The sequence below is a fragment of the Pseudarthrobacter sp. RHLT3-21 genome, from assembly GCF_059383495.1.
On the sequence record NZ_JBWZCI010000017.1, the window covers coordinates 1 to 18,862 of the forward strand.

The 18,862-nt window shown below is 64.7% G+C and carries 17 protein-coding genes and 1 pseudogene; 12 read left to right on the top strand and 6 right to left on the bottom strand.

Going from position 1 to position 18,862, the window contains the following annotated elements; all coding sequences use genetic code 11:
* The 9 genes from AC50YA_RS16220 to purU form a co-directional block, all read left to right on the top strand.
* Positions 1 to 1,208 (top strand): glycine dehydrogenase (locus tag AC50YA_RS16220; RefSeq protein WP_494983265.1); only part of this gene is annotated, 1,208 nt, incomplete at its 5' end.
* A gap of 22 nt (positions 1,209 to 1,230) precedes the next feature.
* Positions 1,231 to 2,343, top strand: coding sequence for a glycine cleavage system aminomethyltransferase GcvT (gene gcvT, locus AC50YA_RS16225; RefSeq protein ID WP_494983266.1), 1,113 nt, complete (start codon positions 1,231 to 1,233; stop codon positions 2,341 to 2,343).
* A gap of 267 nt (positions 2,344 to 2,610) precedes the next feature.
* Positions 2,611 to 2,994 (top strand): glycine cleavage system protein GcvH, encoded by a 384-nt coding sequence (gene gcvH / locus AC50YA_RS16230; RefSeq protein ID WP_494983267.1) that lies wholly within the window; start codon positions 2,611 to 2,613, stop codon positions 2,992 to 2,994.
* 5 nt (positions 2,995 to 2,999) lie between these two features.
* Positions 3,000 to 4,316, top strand: a complete 1,317-nt coding sequence (glyA, locus tag AC50YA_RS16235) for a serine hydroxymethyltransferase (RefSeq protein ID WP_494983354.1) — start codon at positions 3,000 to 3,002, stop codon at positions 4,314 to 4,316.
* Positions 4,317 to 4,552: 236 nt separating this feature from the next.
* Positions 4,553 to 5,950: an L-serine ammonia-lyase gene (locus AC50YA_RS16240; protein WP_494983268.1), complete on the top strand. Its 1,398-nt coding sequence runs from the start codon at positions 4,553 to 4,555 to the stop codon at positions 5,948 to 5,950.
* A gap of 13 nt (positions 5,951 to 5,963) precedes the next feature.
* Entirely contained in the window at positions 5,964 to 6,974 is a 1,011-nt protein-coding gene (gene lipA / locus AC50YA_RS16245) for a lipoyl synthase (RefSeq protein ID WP_494983269.1), read from the top strand.
* A gap of 27 nt (positions 6,975 to 7,001) precedes the next feature.
* A complete protein-coding gene (locus AC50YA_RS16250; protein ID WP_494983270.1) occupies positions 7,002 to 7,829 on the top strand; it encodes a methylenetetrahydrofolate reductase in 828 nt (275 codons plus the stop codon).
* Complete coding sequence (cycA, locus tag AC50YA_RS16255; RefSeq protein ID WP_494983271.1) at positions 7,819 to 9,300, top strand: D-serine/D-alanine/glycine transporter; 1,482 nt, start codon at positions 7,819 to 7,821, stop codon at positions 9,298 to 9,300. The genes AC50YA_RS16250 and cycA overlap by 11 nt, the downstream gene beginning before the upstream one ends.
* Positions 9,301 to 10,155 (top strand): formyltetrahydrofolate deformylase, encoded by an 855-nt coding sequence (gene purU / locus AC50YA_RS16260; RefSeq protein WP_494983272.1) that lies wholly within the window; start codon positions 9,301 to 9,303, stop codon positions 10,153 to 10,155.
* Positions 10,156 to 10,319: 164 nt separating this feature from the next.
* Here the strand turns inward: purU and AC50YA_RS16265 are convergent, their stop codons facing one another.
* Together AC50YA_RS16265 and AC50YA_RS16270 are read right to left on the bottom strand one after the other, a co-directional pair.
* On the bottom strand, positions 10,320 to 11,057 hold the full coding sequence (locus AC50YA_RS16265) for an ANTAR domain-containing protein (protein WP_494983273.1): 738 nt from the start codon (positions 11,055 to 11,057) through the stop codon (positions 10,320 to 10,322).
* Positions 11,058 to 11,157: 100 nt separating this feature from the next.
* Entirely contained in the window at positions 11,158 to 11,892 is a 735-nt protein-coding gene (locus AC50YA_RS16270; RefSeq protein WP_494983274.1) for a GAF and ANTAR domain-containing protein, read from the bottom strand.
* Between the two features lie 169 nt (positions 11,893 to 12,061).
* On the opposite strand from AC50YA_RS16270, the gene AC50YA_RS16275 reads away from it, so the two are divergent.
* Positions 12,062 to 13,207 (top strand): DUF8462 domain-containing protein, encoded by a 1,146-nt coding sequence (locus AC50YA_RS16275; RefSeq protein ID WP_494983355.1) that lies wholly within the window; start codon positions 12,062 to 12,064, stop codon positions 13,205 to 13,207.
* 41 nt (positions 13,208 to 13,248) lie between these two features.
* On the opposite strand, the gene AC50YA_RS16280 is transcribed toward AC50YA_RS16275, so the two are convergent.
* Both AC50YA_RS16280 and AC50YA_RS16285 read right to left on the bottom strand, forming a co-directional pair.
* Positions 13,249 to 14,016 carry an alpha/beta fold hydrolase gene (locus AC50YA_RS16280; RefSeq protein ID WP_494983275.1) on the bottom strand — a complete coding sequence of 256 codons (768 nt, stop codon included), beginning with the start codon at positions 14,014 to 14,016 and terminating at the stop codon, positions 13,249 to 13,251.
* A gap of 1 nt (position 14,017) precedes the next feature.
* Positions 14,018 to 14,218 carry a hypothetical protein gene (locus AC50YA_RS16285; protein WP_494983276.1) on the bottom strand — a complete coding sequence of 67 codons (201 nt, stop codon included), beginning with the start codon at positions 14,216 to 14,218 and terminating at the stop codon, positions 14,018 to 14,020.
* Between the two features lie 111 nt (positions 14,219 to 14,329).
* Between AC50YA_RS16285 and AC50YA_RS16290 the strand changes: the two genes are divergently transcribed.
* Positions 14,330 to 15,148, top strand: a complete 819-nt coding sequence (locus AC50YA_RS16290) for a pyruvate, water dikinase regulatory protein (RefSeq protein WP_494983277.1) — start codon at positions 14,330 to 14,332, stop codon at positions 15,146 to 15,148.
* A gap of 152 nt (positions 15,149 to 15,300) precedes the next feature.
* Entirely contained in the window at positions 15,301 to 17,694 is a 2,394-nt protein-coding gene (gene ppsA / locus AC50YA_RS16295) for a phosphoenolpyruvate synthase (RefSeq protein WP_494983278.1), read from the top strand.
* Between the two features lie 477 nt (positions 17,695 to 18,171).
* On the opposite strand, the pseudogene AC50YA_RS16300 reads toward ppsA, so the two are convergent.
* A pseudogene (locus AC50YA_RS16300) lies at positions 18,172 to 18,486 on the bottom strand (DUF302 domain-containing protein); the annotation flags it as partial.
* Positions 18,483 to 18,740, bottom strand: coding sequence for a metal-sensitive transcriptional regulator (locus AC50YA_RS16305; RefSeq protein WP_463918619.1), 258 nt, complete (start codon positions 18,738 to 18,740; stop codon positions 18,483 to 18,485). The pseudogene AC50YA_RS16300 and the gene AC50YA_RS16305, both read right to left, overlap by 4 nt.
* Positions 18,741 to 18,862 lie beyond the last annotated feature (122 nt).

Below are 18,862 nucleotides of genomic sequence, written 5' to 3' on the forward strand. Positions count from 1 at the left end.
TTACCGGCTACGACCAGGTCTCCCTGCAGCCGAACGCCGGTTCCCAGGGTGAGCTCGCGGGCCTGCTGGCGATCCGCGGTTACCACCTGTCCCGCGGCGATGACCAGCGTACGGTCTGCCTGATCCCGGCCTCCGCCCACGGCACCAACGCCGCCTCCGCTGTCCTGGCCGGCATGAAGGTTGTCGTTGTGGCCACCGCTGCGGACGGCAGCATCGACCACGCGGACCTGAACGCCAAGATCGAGGCCCACAAGGACGTCCTCTCGGCCATCATGATCACCTACCCCTCCACCCACGGTGTCTACGACGCCGACGTGACCGAAATCTGCGACGCCGTGCACGCTGCGGGCGGCCAGGTGTACGTGGACGGTGCCAACCTGAATGCGCTTGTGGGACTGGCGCAGCCGGGCAAGTTCGGCGGCGACGTCTCGCACCTGAACCTGCACAAGACCTTCTGCATCCCGCATGGCGGCGGCGGTCCGGGTGTGGGCCCGGTCGCGGCCAAGGCCCACCTGGCACCGTTTATGCCCGGTGACGCCAACAAGGCGGCCCACGAAGCCGGCCACGGCGTGGCCATCAGCGCATCCAACTTCGGTTCCGCCGGCGTCCTGCCCATCTCCTGGGCCTACGTGAAGCTCATGGGCGCCGAAGGCCTGACCGAGGCCACCAAGTCCGCGCTGCTCGCAGCCAACTACGTGGCGGCACGGCTGAACGAGTACTTCCCGGTCCTCTACACGGGTGAGGGCGGTCTGGTGGCGCATGAGTGCATCCTGGACCTGCGTGATCTGACGGCGAATACCGGCGTTACCGCGGAGGATGTGGCCAAGCGCCTCATCGACTACGGCTTCCACGCCCCCACCCTGGCCTTCCCGGTTGCCGGCACGCTGATGGTGGAGCCCACGGAGTCCGAGGACCTCGTGGAGATCGACCGGTTTATCGACGCGATGATCACCATCCGGAAGGAAATCGACCAGGTGGCCAACGGTGACTTCACCGTGGAGAACAGCCCGCTGCGCCACGCACCCCACACCGCGTCCGCCGTCGTCTCTTCCGACTGGGCCCGCGAGTACCCGCGCGAGCAGGCCGCCTTCCCGGTCCATCACCTCAAGCAGGACAAGTATTTCCCGCCCGTCGGCCGCATCGACGGCGCAGCCGGGGACCGCAACCTGATCTGCTCCTGCCCGCCCATCGAAGAATTCGCGAACTAGTTTCGTATGAAAGGCTTTCATAATGACTGAGAACTACACCGCTCTCTACGAAGAGCACAAGAAACTCGGCGCTTCCTTCACCGATTTCGGTGGCTGGCAGATGCCCCTGAAGTACAGCTCCGAGCTGGCCGAGCACCACGCAGTGCGCAACGCTGCCGGCCTGTTCGACCTCTCCCACATGGGCGAAATCTGGGTCTCCGGCCTGGAAGCCGGCGAGTTCCTGGACTACGCACTGGTGGGCAAGCTCTCCGCCATCGCGGACGGCAAGGCCAAGTACTCGCTCATCTGCAACGCCGACGGCGGCATCATCGATGACCTCATCGTCTACCGTTTTGGCGACGAGAAGTACCTCGTGGTCCCCAACGCGGGCAACGCCCCCACCGTCGCCGTCGCCCTGGCCGAACGCGCCGTGGCGTTCAACGTCAAGGTGGAGGACGCGTCCGCGATCACCTCGCTGATCGCGGTCCAGGGCCCCAAAGCCGAAGCCATCCTGCTCAAGCTGACCGCGGAGGCCCAGCACGCGCTGGTCACCGACCTGAAGTACTACGCGTTCAACGAGCTCACCGTGGCCGGCCACAACGTCATCCTCGCCCGCACCGGTTACACCGGCGAGGACGGTTTCGAGCTCTTTGTACCGAACGACGGCGCCGCCTCCCTGTGGGCATCCGTCGCCGAAGCGGGGGCTGAGTTCGGCATCGTTCCGTGCGGCCTCGCCTCCCGCGATTCACTCCGCCTCGAAGCCGGCATGCCGCTCTACGGCAACGAGCTGTCCCTCGAAGGGTCACCGTTCGACGCCGGCCTGGGTGGCGTTGTGGCGCTCAAGAGCAAGGAAGGCGACTTCGTGGGCCGCTCTGCCCTGGAAGCCGCCAAGGAAGCCGGTTCGAAGCGTAAGCTTGTGGGCTTGAAGGGACTCGGCCGTCGCGCCGGCCGCGGGCACTACCCGGTGCTCAAGGACGGCGCAGTGGTTGGCGAAGTCACCTCCGGCCAGCCCAGCCCCACCCTTGGCTACCCGGTCGCCATGGCCTATGTCGACGTCGAGCACGCCGAGATTGGCACCGCCCTGGACATCGATTTGCGCGGCAAGGCAGAACCTTTCGAGGTTGTCGCCCTGCCGTTCTACAAGCGCCATAAGTAGTCTTCGGTCGGTGGGGCTGAGTTGGGTCCGGAACCGGCAAGCCGGAGTTTTCACGCGTGCTGCGCCCCATCGGCACCCTAGCCTCGCAAGCTCGGCCAGGGAACCCTGCCGGTGTGGGCCCACTTCGTCGCTCTGACGCACGCTTTCGAAAACCCCGGCCCGCCGGCCCCTCGAGCCAACCACCACCCCGAACCCTCTCTCACTTAATGCACGTTTTGGGCCAACGCTCTCTCACTTCTTGCACTCCAAACTTAAGGAAACATACACATGGCTAAGGTTGCCGCTGAACTGAAGTACTCCGCCGAGCACGAGTGGATCGCGCTTGATGGCTCTGGTCCGTCCGTTGTTGGCGTGTCCGCTGTTGCCGCTGAGGCGCTGGGCGACATCGTCTACGTGGACCTGCCCGAGGTTGGCTCCACTGTGACTGCGGGGGAGACCTGCGGCGAGATCGAGTCCACCAAGTCCGTCTCTGACCTGTACTCCCCGGTGACGGGCGAGGTCACGGAAATCAATGACGGTGCCGTGAGCGATCCCGCACTGATCAACTCCGATCCCTACGGTGCCGGCTGGCTGTTCAAGGTCACCGTGACCGAAGAGGGTCCGCTGCTGTCCGCGCAGGAATACGCCGAAGTAAACGGTGGCGAGCTGTGAGCGCCGTGGCAGCAGGCACCGCAGTTTTTGAGCAGGTAGTTTCCGCGAGCCTGGACACTGACCTGTCGGTGCTGGACCCGGAGATCGCCGTCAAGATCGACGACGAACTGCGCCGCCAGCGCAATGGCCTGGAAATGATCGCCTCCGAGAACCACACGGCTGTTGCCGTGATGCAGGCCCAGGGTTCGGTCCTGACCAACAAGTACGCCGAGGGGTACCCGGGCAAGCGCTACTACGGTGGCTGCGAGCACGTGGACGTCATCGAGCAGTTGGCCATCGACCGCGTCAAGGCCCTGTTCGGTGCCGAGTTCGCCAACGTGCAGCCGCACTCCGGCGCCCAGGCCAACGCCTCGGTCATGCACGCGCTGATCAAGCCGGGCGATACCATCATGGGCCTGAACCTGGCCCACGGCGGGCACCTGACCCACGGCATGAAGATCAACTTCTCCGGCAAGCTCTACAACGTGGTCCCGTACCAGGTCCGCGAAGACACCCACACCATTGACATGGCTGAGGTGGAGCGCCTGGCGCTGGAGCACAAGCCGCAGCTGATCGTTGCCGGCTGGTCGGCCTACGCCCGCCAGTTGGACTTCGCCGAGTTCCGCCGGATCGCCGATCTGGTGGGTGCCTTCCTGATGGTGGACATGGCGCACTTCGCCGGTCTGGTTGCAGCTGGCCTGCACCCGAGCCCGGTGCCCCACGCCCACGTGGTCACGTCCACCACGCACAAGACCCTCGCCGGTCCGCGCGGCGGCATCATCCTCTCCAACGACGCCGCGATCGCCAAGAAGATCAACTCGGCGGTCTTCCCGGGACAGCAGGGCGGCCCGCTGGAGCACGTCATCGCCGGCAAGGCCGTGGCCTTCAAGATCGCAGCGACGCCTGAGTTCAAGGAGCGCCAGGAGCGCGTCCTGGCCGGCGCCAGCATCCTGGCCGACCGCCTGGTCCAGCCGGACGTCACCGCCAAGGGCATCAACGTGATCTCCGGCGGCACCGACGTGCACCTGGTCCTGGTTGACCTGCGCAACTGCGAGCTCGACGGCCAGCAGGCCGAGGACCGCCTGGCCGCGATTGACATCACCGTCAACCGCAACGCCGTACCGTTCGATCCCCGCCCGCCGATGGTCACCTCCGGCCTCCGGATCGGCACCCCCGCGCTGGCCACCCGTGGTTTCGGCGAGGCAGCCTTCCGTGAAGTTGCGGACATCATCGCCGAGGCATTGATTGCCGACGCCGACGCGGACCTTTCGGGCCTGCGTCACCGGGTAGAGGCACTCGCCGCCGCCCACCCGCTGTACCCGTCAGTCGCAACACTCAGCTGATGCACTCCCGGTGCCGGTGAGGCTGGCATCCTCGGCGTGCTGCTCCTTCGTCGCTTTGACGCACGCTGCCGGATGCCAGCCCCACCGGCCCTCGCGGGGCCCGTCGCCTTTGGTGACGTGCACGGGTGGCTGGGCGGATTCCGGAAGCGTGCGTCAGAGGCGAGGAACGAGCCAGCACGCGGAGGAATTCGGCCAGGCGCCACCCAACCCGACCACTACTTAGTTAGGAAACGCACATGGCCGTTGGAGTCTTTGATTTGTTCTCCGTCGGGATCGGGCCGTCGAGTTCGCACACAGTTGGTCCCATGCGGGCTGCTGCCGTGTTTGCCGAGGAGCTCAAGGGCTCCGGCCACTTGGACAAGGTGGCCGGGCTGCGGGTGGACCTGTACGGGTCGCTGGCGGCCACGGGCCACGGCCACGGCACCATGACGGCCATCCTGCTGGGCCTGGAAGGTTTCCACCCCGAAAAGATCCTGCCGGCCGAGGTGGAGGAACGGCTCGCCACCATCGCCGACACAGGCACCCTCCAGCTCGCCGGTTCCGTAGCACTGCCGTACGGCGTCAAGGATATGGTCCTGCGCCCGCTCACTGTCCTGCCCCGGCACACCAACGGCATGACCTTCACGGTCAGCGACAAAGACGGCGAGGTCCTGCACAAGGCCACGTTCTTCTCCGTCGGCGGCGGCTTCATTGTCCGCGAAGGCGAAGAGGATGCGGCCCTGAAGGAACTCGACGAGTCCCAGAAGGAACTGCCGCTGCCGTTCCGCACAGCGGCGGAGCTGCTGGGCCGCTGCCAGTCCAAGGGCCTGTCGATCGGCGAGATCATGTTCGTCAACGAACGTGCCTCCCGGTCGGAGGCGGAAATCCGCGAAGGCCTGCTGCACATCTACTCCGTCATGGAGGAATGTGTGGCAACCAGCCTCAAGCGTGAGGGGCTGCTGCCCGGCGGGCTGAAGGTCCGCCGTCGTGCTCCGGACTGGCATGAGCGGCTCGAAAAGGAGGACAAGGACCGGGACTCGAAGTACTGGCAGGAATGGGTGAACCTCATCGCCCTGGCAGTGAATGAGGAGAACGCGTCCGGCGGTCGGGTTGTTACGGCACCCACCAACGGCGCCGCGGGGATCATCCCGGCAGTCCTGTATTACGCACTGCATTTCGCACCCGGCATGGACAAGGCCACGCAGGAAGACCGCGACGACGTCGTGGTCAAGTTCCTGCTCACGGCCGGCGCCATCGGGGTGCTGTACAAGGAGCAGGCATCCATTTCGGGTGCCGAGGTGGGCTGCCAGGGCGAGGTGGGATCGGCGTCGTCCATGGCTGCCGGCGCCCTCGCTGAGGTTATGGGCGGCACACCGCAGCAGGTGGAGAATGCCGCGGAGATCGCGATGGAACACAACCTGGGCCTGACGTGCGATCCGATCGGCGGGCTGGTCCAGGTGCCGTGCATCGAACGCAACGCGATCGCGGCGGCGAAGGCCATCAACGCCGCGAAGATGGCGCTCTGGGGGGACGGTACGCACCGGGTGTCCCTGGATGAGGTGATCGTGACCATGCGCGAGACCGGCAGGGACATGAGCTCCAAATACAAGGAAACAGCCATGGGCGGCCTCGCCGTCAACGTAGTGGAATGCTAAGGGAAGAGAACAGATGACACTGGCACCAGAAGGCCGGAAGCTGCTGCGTGTTGAGCAGCGCAACTCTGCAGTACCCGTGGAGCGGAAGCCGGAGTGGATCAAGGCGAAGGTCCAGATGGGTCCGGAGTATGTCCAGCTCAAGAACCTGGTCAAGAAGGAAGGCCTGCACACGGTGTGTGAGGAGGCCGGCTGCCCGAACATTTTTGAGTGCTGGGAAGACAAGGAAGCCACGTTCCTGATCGGCGGCTCCGAATGCACCCGCCGCTGTGATTTCTGCCAGATCGACACGGGCAAGCCCTCACCGGTGGACATGTTCGAACCCACGAAGGTGGCCCGCTCGGTCCTGGCCATGCAGCTGCGCTACGCCACCGTGACCGGGGTGGCCCGGGATGACCTGGCCGATGAGGGTGTCTGGCTGTACGCCGAGACGGTCCGGAAGATCCACGAGCTGAACCCGGGCACCGGCGTCGAACTTTTGATCCCTGACTTCTCCGGCAAGCCCGAGCACATCGAGGCGATCTGCGATTCCAAGCCGGAGGTCTTCGCGCACAACGTCGAGACCGTCCCCCGGATTTTCAAGCGGATCCGTCCCGCGTTCCGGTACGACCGGTCCCTGGATGTCATCACCCAGGGCCGGAACCTCGGGATGGTCACCAAGTCCAACCTGATCCTGGGCATGGGCGAGACCCGCGAGGAGATCTCCGAGGCCCTGCGGGACCTGCACGAGGCCGGCTGCGACCTGATCACCATCACCCAGTACCTGCGCCCCTCCGAACGGCACCTGCCGGTGGACCGCTGGGTCAAGCCGCAGGAATTCGTGGACCTCCAGGACGAGGCCAAGGAGATCGGCTTCCTCGGTGTCATGAGCGGCCCGCTGGTCCGCTCCTCTTACCGTGCCGGCCGGCTCTGGGCCACCGCGATGCGCAAGAAGGGCTGGGAAATCCCCGCCCAGCTCGCCCACATCGAGTCATCCGGCAGCACCCGCCAGGAAGCCAGCTCACTGCTGGCCGCCCACGCCAGCTGACCGCCCGATATCCGGAAAGGACCAAAGATGTTCCCTACAAGAATCGAAATCATCCCCTCAACCGGGATTGTTGACCAGGTCCGGGCACTGGTTCCGCTGACCACCACCCTCACCATGACGTGCCTGCCGCACCACGGCATCGAGCGGACCATGCGCACCTCGGTGGAGCTGAGCATGCTCGGCTACACCGTCATCCCGCACCTGGCCGCGCGCAGCATCAATGACCGGGCCGAACTGTCCCGGATCATGCGGGAGTGCGACAGTGCCGGCATCGGCGAAGTGTTTGTGATCGGCGGCGACCGGAAGCAGCCCGCGGGCCCGTACGAGTCAGCCCTCCCGCTGCTCGAAGACATCGCCCAGTACACCGGCGGCCGGATGCGCGCAGGCGTGGCCGGCTACCCGGAAGGCCACCCGTCGGTGGCCGCCCTTGACCTGGTGGACGCGCTCGTGGCCAAGCAGCACCTGGCCACGCACGTTGTCACCCAGATGTGCTTTGATGCCCCCAAAATTCTCGACTTCGCGGCGCTCCTGCGCCGTGAAGGCGTGGACCTGCCCGTCTGGGCGGGCGTGGCGGGGTCCGTCCCGCGGACGAAACTGGTGGCACTGGCCACGCAGATCGGCGTCGGAAGTTCCCTGAAGTTCCTCAGCCGCAAAGGCCCGCTGGCGCGCAAGCTGCTCAGCGGTGACCGCTACTCACCCAACACCCTGGTAGCCGGGCTCGAAAGCCAGCCCGGCATCGCAGGGATCCACCTTTACAGCTTCAACAACCTTGATGCGGTCCCCAACGAAGCGGCCGCGTCTTCCACAACGGCACTCCAGCCAGCATTGATTCGAGGAGCAGCACGTGAGTACTAAAACCGTCACCACCCCGGGCACGCCGCCCCACCTTGAGCGGCAGCTCAGCAACAGGCACATCCAGCTGATCGCCATTGGCGGCGCCATCGGCACGGGCCTGTTCATGGGGTCAGGCAAGACCATCTCGGCCGCCGGCCCGTCCGTCATTTTCGTCTACATGATCATCGGCTTCATGCTGTTCTTCGTGATGCGGGCCATGGGCGAACTGCTGCTGTCCAACCTGAACTACAAATCCTTCAGCGACTTCGCGGCCGACCTGCTGGGCCCGTGGGCCGGCTTCTTCACCGGCTGGACCTACTGGTTCTGCTGGGTGATCACCGGCATTGCGGACGTGATCGCCATCGCCGGCTACTCGAAGGAACTCTGGCCCTCGCTGCCGCTGTGGATCCCCGGCCTGGTCACCATCGGCATCCTGCTGCTCCTGAACCTCGCCACCGTGCGGGCGTTCGGTGAGACCGAGTTCTGGTTCGCGCTCATCAAGATCATCGCCATCGCCGCGCTCATCATCGTGGGCCTGTTTATGATCTTCAGCGGTTTCGAGTCCGACGCCGGCCCGGCCACGTTCACGAACCTGTGGAGCCACGGCGGGATGTTCCCGAACGAATTCATGGGCTTTGTTGCCGGCTTCCAGATCGCCGTGTTCGCCTTTGTGGGCATTGAACTCGTAGGCACCACCGCCGCCGAGGCCAAGGACCCGGAGAAGAACCTGCCCAAGGCCATCAACTCCATCCCCATCCGCGTCCTGCTCTTCTACGTAGGCGCCCTCATCATCCTTATGTCGGTCACCCCCTGGACCCAGTTCCAGGCCGGCCACAGCCCGTTCATCGCCATGTTCTCCCTGGCCGGCCTCGGCGCCGCAGCCACCGTGGTGAACCTGGTGGTGCTCAGCTCGGCCATGTCCTCGGCCAACTCCGGCATCTACTCCACCTCCCGCATGGTCTACGGCCTGGCCCAGGAGGGCGACGCCCCCACCGTGTTCAGCCGCCTGTCCGCCCGCAAGGTCCCGCAGAACGCCCTGTTCCTCTCCTGCATCCTGCTGCTCTCCGGCGTCATCCTGATGTACGCGGGCTCGGACATCGGCAAGGCCTTCGACATGGTCACCACCGTGTCCGCCGTCTGCTTCGTGTTTGTCTGGTCCATCATCCTGGCCAGCTACCTGAAGTTCCGGTCACGCCGCCCGCACCTGCACGAGTCGTCCAAGTACAAGATGCCCGGCGGCGTCCCCATGGTCTGGGTGGTCTTCGCGTTCTTCGCCTTCGTCCTGTGGGCGCTGACCACGCAGCCGGACACGCTGGTGGCGCTGCTGGTCACCCCGGTCTGGTTCGTCATCCTCGGCGCCGCCTGGTTGATCCTGCGCAAGCGCCCGGCCCACCTGGCCCGCTACGCGGAGTTCCAGAAGGACCTCGCCGGCGAGAAGGTTGTGGCCGATGAGAAGGCCTTGGCTGATGCGAAGGCACAGCGGGAGAGCTAAGTGGAATCCGAACACGTTCTGACCGTCAACTGCGCCGAGTCCCCGGGTATTGTCCACGCGATCACCGGGTACCTGCTGGATCATGACTGCGACATCATCGACGCCAAGCACTTCGGTGACCGCCAGGCCCAGCAGTTCTTTATGCGGGTGCATTTCGCGGCCGGGAAGGCGGCCTTCAGCACAGAGGAACTGCGCGCGGATTTCGAGCCGCTGGCCGCTGAATGGGCCATGAACTGGCAGCTGGAGCCGCACGGCCGCAAGCGCCGGGTCCTGGTGATGGTGTCCAAGTTCGGGCACTGCCTCAACGACCTGCTGTTCCGGGCCCGCACGGGTGATCTTCCGGTGGAAATCGTGGCCGTGGTCTCCAACCACACGGACCACGAGGAACTGGTCAAGTGGCACGACATCCCGTTCTTCCACCTCCCGGTCACCAAGGAAACCAAGCCGGCGCAGGAAGCCCGCCTGCTGGAGCTCGTGCATGAGTTCGATGTGGAACTGGTGGTCCTGGCCCGCTACATGCAGGTCCTCAGCGACGAGCTGTCGGCGAAGTTGACGGGCAAAACCATCAACATCCACCACTCGTTCCTCCCCAGCTTCAAGGGCGCCAAGCCGTACCACCAGGCCTACGACCGCGGCGTCAAGACGGTGGGCGCCACGGCGCACTACGTCAACGCAGAGCTGGATGAGGGACCGATCATCGCCCAACAGGTCATCGACGTGGACCACACCTACACCGCGGATGACCTCGTCCGCGTGGGCCGCGACGCTGAGTGCAAGGCGCTGAGCAACGCGGTCCGGTGGCACTGTGAAGGCCGGGTAATGCTCGACGGCGGGCGGACCGTGGTTCTGCGCTGACGGTCCCGCGCGTCCCCACCCAACTCGGTAGCGCTAACTGTCGTTATGAGCCTTCAGAACGACAGTTGGCGCTACCTACATTCGGGGGAGTGGGGTGCGGCGCAACCGTTCGTCGGGGCGCAACCGTTCGGAGGGCAAGCTAATGCGTGACGGCGGGAGCCGGCTTAGGCGCGCTGCTGGAAGTGTGTGGCCGGCACGCCGCCTGGCAGGGTGCGGAGCATCCCTTCGGCGACGTCGCGGATGGTCAGGTTCCGATGGCTCGATGCAAGCGTAAGAATCTGGAACGCTGACTCGTAGGAGCACTGGTTCTGGCCCATGATCACGCCGCAGGCGGTGTTGATCGCGGTTCGGCTGGCCAGGGCTGCGCGGAGATCCGCGGAATGGGCCAGACCGGCCCTGACCTGCAGTGCCAGGGCCAAGCTCTTGGCCGCTACCTCGGAGAAAGCCAGTGCCTGGGTGGCGACAACCGGGGTGAACACGTTCGTTTCGGCCGAATACACCGTCAGCGCGGCCCGGTAGCCATGCTCCAGCTGCAACGGCAAGGCGACGGCTGAGCGGAACCCGGCGGCCCTGAGGCTGGCCGGGTATTCCTGCCAGTGAGTTTCCAGGCAGTCGTTGAGGATGATGGTCAGCAGGCCGTCCAGCGCCCGCGAGGTGGGACCCTGTCCGGCGAGCTGGTCCCAGCGGGACAGGCCGCCGGCGTGGTCGGTGGTTGCCGCGGTGAAGGGCGTTCCGTCCGGCCGCACGATGGTCACTGTGCTCTCCACGGGGCAGCCGGCCATGTCGCTCACGGCGGGAGCCGCGATCCGGGCAAGGGCACACGCCGATGCCGCTTCCGAGTGCCCGCGGATATCCAGCAGGACCCCCGAGACACGCCAGTCCACCAGTTGATCGATCATCATGCCCCAGTCCTCATGTGTCGGTACGCCCTCATCGTAAAAGGCCCTGCCGGCTGGCACACGAGTAGTGAGTACTCGCTTTTTCTTAGAGGGCGGGCTACGCCTACATGTCGAAGTAGGTGCTGGATCCCTCGCCCGAGACCTTCCGGACGATCTCGTCGGCCACGTCCCGGAGTTTCTGGTTCCGGTGGCTGGAGACCTTCATCAGGATGGACATTGCCTCGGCCTGGCTGCAACGGTTCTGGGCCATGATGATCCCGCAGGCCAGGTTGATGGCTGTGCGGCTCATCATCGCAGCGCTCAGGTCATCGGCTGCGCTCTCGGCGGTTCCCACCCTGACAGCCAGGCGGACGGCACTGCCGGCGACGTCGGCGAAGCTGGCTGCCTCACTGATGGTGTCCTCTGTGAACACGCCGGTGGCCGGCGCGAAGAAGTTCAGGACGGCGGCCGCGTTTTCACCGATTTCGAGGGGGACGCCGAGGACGCTGTGGATGCCCTCCTCAATCAGGCGTCCCTGATAGGTCGGCCAGCGCGGGTCAGTGCGGACGTCGGCCAGCAGGACAGGGGTCCCCGCCTGCAACGCTGCGATGCAGGGCCCTTCGCCCACGGCCTGTTCAATGCGGTCCAGGTGGATGGCGCGCTCAGTGCTCCCGCCCACCGTTGTGGTTTTCCTGGCGTGCTTGAGGGTGACTCCGCATTCCACCGTTGCGCCGGCGGATCGGCTCAGCGCGGACGCGGCGATGATGGAGAACCCGCCCAGGAAGTCAGCCACCGATCCCGTGCCGATAATCAGGTCCTGCAGCTCCAGGAGCAGTTCGTGTTCGGGCGAATTGGTCATGCCCAAATCTAGGCCGAACGCAGAGTGCCCACAAGCTACCCGGTCACTCGCTTCTAAAGGATATCTGTTAGAATCATGAATAATAACAATATTTTGTAAGTACTGAATAGCCGGGGGAGTTCCTATAAAAAACCCATATCGTCCTGGAGCGGCCAACACACCTCTCTTTCTGGCGGGACGTGAAAGTCAGGAACGAATCCTGCGGGCGATACTCAGGGGAGCCCCCGAGATTCCGGCCAACTATCGCATTACCGGGCTCCGCGGAGTGGGGAAGACCGTGTTGCTCAAGCACTTCGAAGAAGTGACTAAGCGGGAGCTCAACTGGGCCGTCGGCAGGTTGCAGTTAGAGCCTCGACACAATCGCGAAGACGCCATAGTCGGAGTGCTCCACGATCTTCTCCTGGACGTTCAGGCCCAAGTTTCACGGACCGAAAGTTTTCGCCAGAAGACGGAGGCCGTCATCAGTGGTGCGCGATCGCTGGCGACCATGACATTTGAAGATGTCGCTGTGTCTCTGGGGGGCTCGGCAAATTCGAAGGAATCCAACCTTGCAGCCGACCTTCTGGAAACGGCTCGGATCGCGGTGAGGTCCGGAAGGGCCGGCCTTGTCCTGATGCTCGACGAGGCGCAGGTACTCGTGGACGACAAGGACCGCGACGGGCAGCATCCGCTGTCACTGCTCATCGCCGCAGTCAACACACTCCAGGAACAGCAGGTGCCGGTTGCACTCGTGCTGTGCGGACTGCCGACCTTGATCGCGAACCTGCTCAAGGCTCGAACCTATAGCGAGCGGATGTTCCGCGGAGAAGAGGTAGGGCGCCTGACGCGGGATCAGACCCGTGAAGCGTTCCTTCGTCCACTGGATGGCACCGGCAAAGAGGCCAGCGAAGACCTCCTTAGCGCCGTGATGGACGACGTGGAAGGCTATCCGTACTTCGTGCAGCTGTGGGGTGCCGAGCTCTGGGACGATGCCGTCGATACTTCATCGAACGTCCTGACCGCGGACCTGCTGAAAGGTCTCCGCGAGTCGATCTTCAAACGCTTGGACCACGATTTCTACTCTCCCCGGCTCGACTCCCTAACCCCTGCCGAGCAGGACCTCCTCCTGCTCACCGGCGACTGCGACTATCCGCCGCTGCGGACGGCCGACATACACAACGTCACTTCCCGCAAACAAGGCAACGTCAACGTCCTGATGGGCAGGCTAGCGGACCAGGGAGTGGTCTACCGGCTGCAAAAGGGCCTCTACGAATACACGGCGCCCAAGTTTCACGAGTACCTGATTCGGCGCAAGTCCCGTTCGATGTGGACATAGGCCGATCGGCGGTCCCCACGAGCTATCCGGCCGCGCAGAACCTATGCTGGCCTGTCACGGCGTCCTGCCCAGAACGAATCAATCCTTTTCGCCAGCTCCTTGGACTGGGTCCAGTGCAGGTAGTGCTGGCCGTCAAGAACCACCAACTCATGAAGGGTGACGTTGAGCAGCTGGCGTTCATGGGCGGCCTGCCATTCAGGCTGTTGCTGGATGGTTTCCTGAGCGAGGAACTGAAGCACCGGAAGCTGGTCCGGGTAGCGGAGGGCCTGAAGTTTCATGGCGTTCTCCCCAAGCCGGTTCGTTTCGTCGGTGAGCGCCTGGTTGCCATAGTTCCAGCTCTGCAGCATGCGCATTTGATCAATTTCGGTCCCGCTATAGCCGTCGCCGGCCGGGTCTGTGAGGCCCAGGGCCGCGGCCCAGCGGACCAAGCCAATTGTGGAAGGGATCCGTTCCCAGAAATTTCCCGACGGCGGCAGCTCGGCAGGTGCCGGACCTTCAGTGGGGGCCGTGGTTGCGGTAGGCACTGTGGGGTCGATGCCGATGACGGCAGAGACTTCCGCGGGGTATTTGTTGGCGTAGTGCAGGGTGGTGAAGCCAGCGATCGAGTGGCCTAGAAGAACATAGGGGCCGGTAATGGCGAGTTTGGCGAGCACCTCGTGAAGTTCCGTGATCCGGGACCGAACGGGTGCGGCGCGAGAAGCTGCGTGGCGGCATGACCGACCTCCAAAGGTGCGAACGTGCGGCCCAACTCTCGCAGCTCTTGTCTGTCCTGGTGGGCCGCCGCAGCCGGGCGGCCCACCAGGCACCACGTTAGTCCCGCACCCGGATGATCTCCAGAGCGTCCGGGTCCAGCAGCTTCCGCGTGCCGGTCCTCGCGTCCATGATCCAGATCAGTTCCAGGGAACGGACGACGTCAGTCACCCGGCCTTTGTGGAACAGCTTGCCGTTGTGCCACGCCTCGATGTGGTCGCCGGGTTGGATTCTTAAGCTCTGTACCTGGTCAGTGATCATGCTGTGCCCCCTGCTGGTTGTCCCCGTACGCCCAGCATGCCCCGGCCAGGTTGCCGGAGTGTTTCTGCCGCGTGATTTTTCCGTGTCGGCTCCCCGGTGGAGAATGCGTTCATGACCAATGACGAGATTCGGCCTGTCTACTTCCTTTCGGACAGCACCGGCATCACCGCGGAAACGCTCGGCAACACCTTGTTGACGCAGTTCCCCGCGAATAACTTTGACCGCATCACGGTCCCGTTCATTACCACCGTCGAACAGGCCAGATCCGTGGTGGGCACCATCGACAAACTGGTCGCCACCGGTCCGCAGCCCATCGTCTTCTCCACAGCCGTCAGCAGCGACATCAGGCAGGCCATTTCAAAGTGCCGGGGGATCATCGTGGATCTCATCGGGACGCATGTGGGACAGCTGGAGCAGGCCCTCGGTTCCCCGGCCAGCGGTGAACCCGGCAGGGCCCACGGCCTGGGCAACGCGGAGCGGTACCAGTCCCGGATGGCCGCCGTGGAGTACGCCATGGAGCACGACGACGGCCAGAGCCTGCGGGCGCTGGAAAAGGCGCAGGTCATCCTGGTGGCACCGTCCCGCTGCGGAAAAACGCCCACCACCATGTACCTGGCCCTCCAACACGGCATCTTCGCCGCGAACTTCCCGCTGGTGGACGAGGATTTTCAACGGGAAGGGCTGCCCAAGCCGCTGCGGCCTTTTGTTGAGAAGTGTTTCGGGCTTTCCTCCAACCCCCTGCGGCTGAGCCAGATCCGCACCGAACGGCGCCGCGGCTCACCCTACGCGTCGCTGCGGCAGTGCGGCTTCGAGCTGCGCAGCGCCGAGCAGTTATACGTCTCCCACCGGATCCCGTACCTGAATTCGGCCACCGTGTCCGTGGAGGAAATGGCCGCCACCATCCTGCAGCGCATGAACCTCAAGCATTAGAGAAAATTTTCACAATCCCGGTGTGGCGCACATCATGTTGGAAAGAGCGCCCTGGACCTGTCACTGTAGACAGGATTCGCGCCCACCAACCGGCCACAGCCGCGAGCGGGGCGGCGCCCCCGCATGCCACCCTCTGCAAAGGAGCAGCAATTATGACTTCAGACATCCTGTGGTTCTCAGAACTCGGACTCAAGGACCTTGACCGGGTAGGCGGCAAGAACGCCTCCCTCGGTGAGATGGTGCAGAACCTGACCTCCGCCGGCGTGCAGGTCCCGGACGGCTTCGCCACAACGGCGGACGCCTACCGCAGCTTCCTGGCTGACTCGGGCCTGGACCAGAAGATCGTGGACCGGCTGGTTGGCCTGGACACCGATGACGTGACGGCACTCGCCGCCGCCGGCCAGGAAATCCGGACCCTCATGCGCGAGACGCCCTTCCTGCCGGACTTCGAGGCACAGATCCGGAACTCCTACCAGCAGCTGGTGGACAAGCACGGGGGCTCCGAGGACCTTTCCTGGGCCGTCCGGTCCAGCGCAACGGCGGAAGACCTCCCGGATGCCTCCTTCGCCGGCCAGCAGGAAACCTTCCTGAACGTCCGCGGCATCGAGAACATCCTGATCGCCATCAAGGATGTGTTCGCGTCCCTCTACAACGACCGGGCCATCGCCTACCGCGTGCACCACAAGTTCGAACACGCCGAGGTGGCACTCTCCGCCGGCATCCAGCGGATGGTGCGCTCCGACGTCGGGGCCTCCGGCGTGATGTTCACCATGGACACCGAGTCCGGGTTCCAGGACGCCGTGTTCGTCACGTCCTCCTACGGGCTGGGCGAGGCCGTGGTCCAGGGCGCCGTGAACCCCGACGAGTTTTACGTCTACAAACCCGCGCTGCAGGCCGGCCGCCCCGCCATCCTCAAGCGCGGACTGGGCGAGAAGGCCCTCCAGATGACCTACACGGACAGCCGCGAGATTGGCCGCACCATCGACTTCGTGCCGGTGGAGGCCTCGCTGCGGAACCGTTTCAGCCTCAGCGACGACGACGTCGAGCAGCTCGCCCGGCACGCCGTCGCCATCGAGAACCACTACGGCCGCCCCATGGACATCGAGTGGGGCAAGGACGGGATCGACGGCGGCCTGTACATCCTGCAGGCACGCCCGGAGACCGTGCAGTCCCGCCGGGCCGCCGGCAGCCTGAGCCGTTTCCGCCTCAACGCGACCGGCCGGGTACTGGCCGAGGGCCGTGCCATTGGCCAGCGCATCGGTGCCGGCAGCGTCCGCATCCTGACCGCGATCGACCAGATGGCCGCCTTCAAAACCGGCGATGTCCTGGTCGCCGACATGACCGACCCGGACTGGGAACCGATCATGAAGCGTGCCTCCGCCATCGTCACCAACCGTGGCGGACGCACCTGCCACGCGGCCATCATCGCCCGGGAACTGGGGATTCCCGCCGTCGTCGGCACCGGAAGTGCCACGGACACCCTCTCCGACGGCCTCGAGGTGACCGTCTCCTGCGCCGACGGCGAGACCGGCACCATCTACGAAGGGCTCCTGGACTTCAGCGTCGAGGAAACCGCCATCACCGAGCTGCCCGAGGCCCCGGTCAAGGTCATGATGAACGTGGGTACCCCGGAGCAGGCGTTCACCTTCGCGCAGCTGCCCAACCACGGCGTGGGCCTGGCCCGGCTCGAATTCATCATCAACCGCCAGATCGGCATCCACCCCAAGGCACTCCTGAACCTGGACAGCCAGCCGGCGGACGTGGCCGCGGAAATCCGGGAACGGATTGCCGCCTATGACAGCCCGCGCGACTACTACATCAAGCGGCTGGCCGAAGGCGTGTCCACCATCGCGGCGGCCTTCGCGCCGGAACCGGTGATTGTGCGCATGTCCGACTTCAAGTCCAACGAGTACGCCAACCTCATTGGCGGGCCGGCCTACGAGCCGCACGAAGAGAACCCGATGCTCGGCTTCCGCGGCGCCTCCCGGTACCTGGAGCCGTCCTTCCGGGACTGCTTCGACCTCGAGTGCGAGGCCCTGTCCTTCGTCCGCAACGAGATGGGGCTGACCAACGTCAAGCTGATGATCCCGTTCGTGCGGACCCTGGACGAGGCCCGCGGCGTCATCGAGCTGCTGGCGGAGAACGGCCTGGTCCGTGGCGAGAACGGCCTCGAGGTGATCATGATGTGTGAGATTCCGTCCAACGCGCTGCTGGCGGACGACTTCCTGGACTACTTCGACGGCTTCTCCATCGGCTCCAATGACATGACCCAGCTGGCCCTGGGCCTGGACCGGGACTCCGCGATTGTCTCGGGCGGCTTCGATGAACGCGATCCTGCCGTCAAGAAGCTCCTGAGCATGGCCATCAAGGCCTGCAAGGAGCGCGGCAAGTATGTTGGCATCTGCGGCCAGGGTCCCAGCGACCACGCGGACTTCGCCGAGTGGCTGGTCGGGGAAGGCATCGATTCCGTCTCCCTGAACCCGGACACCGTGGTGGACACCTGGCTCCGGCTCTCCGGCGCCACAGTGGTCCCAGCCGCGAACTGAACGCACGACGTCGGCACCCGGGTTGGGTGCCGACGTCGTCCGTTCCCGGTGGTCGAGGATGGACTCCTCGACACGGAAGCGGCCTGGCGCTGCGCATATCCCTTGGCGCTACCTGAATATCGGTGGCGCCAGGGAATATGCGGGTCACGGTCGAGTTTGCGCGTCGAAAACCGCAGAACGCGTACGACGGCGGGGCACGCCAGCCGCTGCCAGCTTGCGTTCCAGCTTCCCGGGCTCCATCAGATCGGCCCAGTCCCACCTCACCACGTTGAACACAGTGGCCCGGATTCGGTTCTCGCGCTTCTTTTCCTCCACCACTGACTGCGACGCGGTCCGGCCTTTGAGGTACTCGGGTTTGATGTACTTCTCCACACCATCGAATTCGCCAACCACCCGGGCCCGACGGATCAGCAAAGCGGCGCAGCGGAATTTCAGGCAAACACCGTGGGGGTTTCGAAGGGTTCCGCCGCCGCGCTGATCGTCTGCGATCTCCCGGACGACCGGACTGTCGCTGAGCTGGACCATGGTTTGTGGGTCTATGGCTTCGACAGTGGTTTCGAGCGCGTCCTTGCCTCGTCGGACAATGACATTGCAGGGAAGGAGCGCGCCCAGTTCCGGCTCGGCCGCCAGGGCGCGGCCCGCCAAAGCTGGGTTGCAGGCCCCAAGGATTACATAGTCGCCGACGGCGTCGGCGGCCTCGGTGCCGAGTTTGGTCTCAAAAGTGGACCGGACGTCAATCTCCGTCAAGATGCCAAAGCCTTGTACACCGAGCGCCTCACGAGTGCCTTTTAGGCGAGGGAGAGGAAGAGCTTTTCCAGTTCTTTTTTGTCCATGGTGGTGTCTTCACGGACGATGCATTGCTCAAGGCCGCTGGCGATGATGGCGAAGCCGGCCCTGTCCAGGGCCTTCGAGACGGCAGCCAGCTGCGTGACGATTTCCTTGCAGTCCCTGCCCTCCTCCAGCATGCGGGTGACAGCAGCGAGCTGGCCCTGGGCGCGCTTGAGGCGGTTGACCACCGGGGTCAGTTCAGTCGAATCGAGTTGCATGGAGTCTCCAAAGCGTGGGCGTCTTGCCGTCAACTCTATACCCCCTGGGGTGTCTTGCATACCCCCTAGGGTATCTGTAATACTGGGTGGGGTATCGACCAACGACCCCTTTCGAGAGGCCC